This window comes from Micromonospora sp. ATLC16 (assembly GCF_057196645.1).
Genome location: NZ_JBXUOW010000167.1, coordinates 1 through 989, shown reverse-complemented (window position 1 = coordinate 989; position 989 = coordinate 1). Strand labels below are relative to the sequence as shown.

1 protein-coding gene is annotated in these 989 nt (G+C 70.5%); it reads right to left on the bottom strand.

Going from position 1 to position 989, the window contains the following annotated elements; translation table 11 throughout:
* Window positions 1–5: 5 nt before the first annotated feature.
* On the bottom strand, window positions 6–989 hold a 984-nt coding region (locus tag AC2CHE_RS26885; RefSeq protein ID WP_484507616.1), incomplete at its 5' end, for an ISAs1 family transposase.

Genomic DNA, 989 nt, shown 5'->3' with positions numbered 1-989 from the left:
CAGGGTCATTGCGTTGTCGGATAGACGCTGGTCACGGCGGTGATGAGGTCGTGTGGGCGGCGGTTGGCGCGTCGGGTGGCGCGGGCGATGTTGGCCTCGCCGTTCGTGCGGTGGTAGCCGATCGAGGTGTTGCGCAGGGTGGCCAGGATGGCGGGTCCGGTGCCGGTGCGGGCTTGGTGGAGGTCTTCACGGAACGTGACGTCCCGGACGTGGTGTACGCGGTTCTCGATGTGCCATTCGCGCCGGGCCCAGTCCTGCAGGTCGGCGGGTTGGGCCTGCTCGGCGGGTAGAGACACCGTGAAGTAGGTGGTCTCGCGGCTGGTCTTCCCGCCGGTGGTGCGGGTCCGGATGATCCGGATGGCCTGCTGCGCGTGAGGGAACCCGATTCCGCCTGGGGTGTGCACGGTGATGGCTTTGACGGTGCGGGTCTCGCGGCGGCCGTGCCCGGTGTCGCGGCGGCGGTCGCCGAGTGGGACGTCGGACCAGGGTAGGGCTTTGAGCTGGGCGAACAGGGTGGGCTGGTTGCCTTTCGTGGGGATCATCAGGTGGGCGCCGCGGGCGGCGATCTCGTCGGCGTGGGCGGTCTGGGTGTGCAGCGCGTCGGCGATGAACAGCAGGCCGGTCAGGGTGCCCAACACGGTCTCGACCGCGTCGAGCAGCGGCGCGAATGCGGGGATTTCGTTCGACTTCGCGGCGATGGTGACCTGGGCCAGGACGATGCCGGTGCTGGTGTCCAGCGCGGAGAGCAGGTGGACCTGGCCGCCGTCGCGGCGGCGGGCACCCCGAAGGGTTTTCCCGTCCACGGCGATCACCGTCCGGTACCGGTGTGGCCGAGGCGTGGTCACCGGCCGGGCGCGGGCGGTCAGCCAACCTGCCAGGACGGTGGACAGCAGCCCGTCGTCCAGGCGAGTCAGCAGCCGCCACACCGTCGTGCCCACCGGCACCCCATGATCGAACCCGAGCCGGTCGCGGGCCTGCTCGTCTAGATC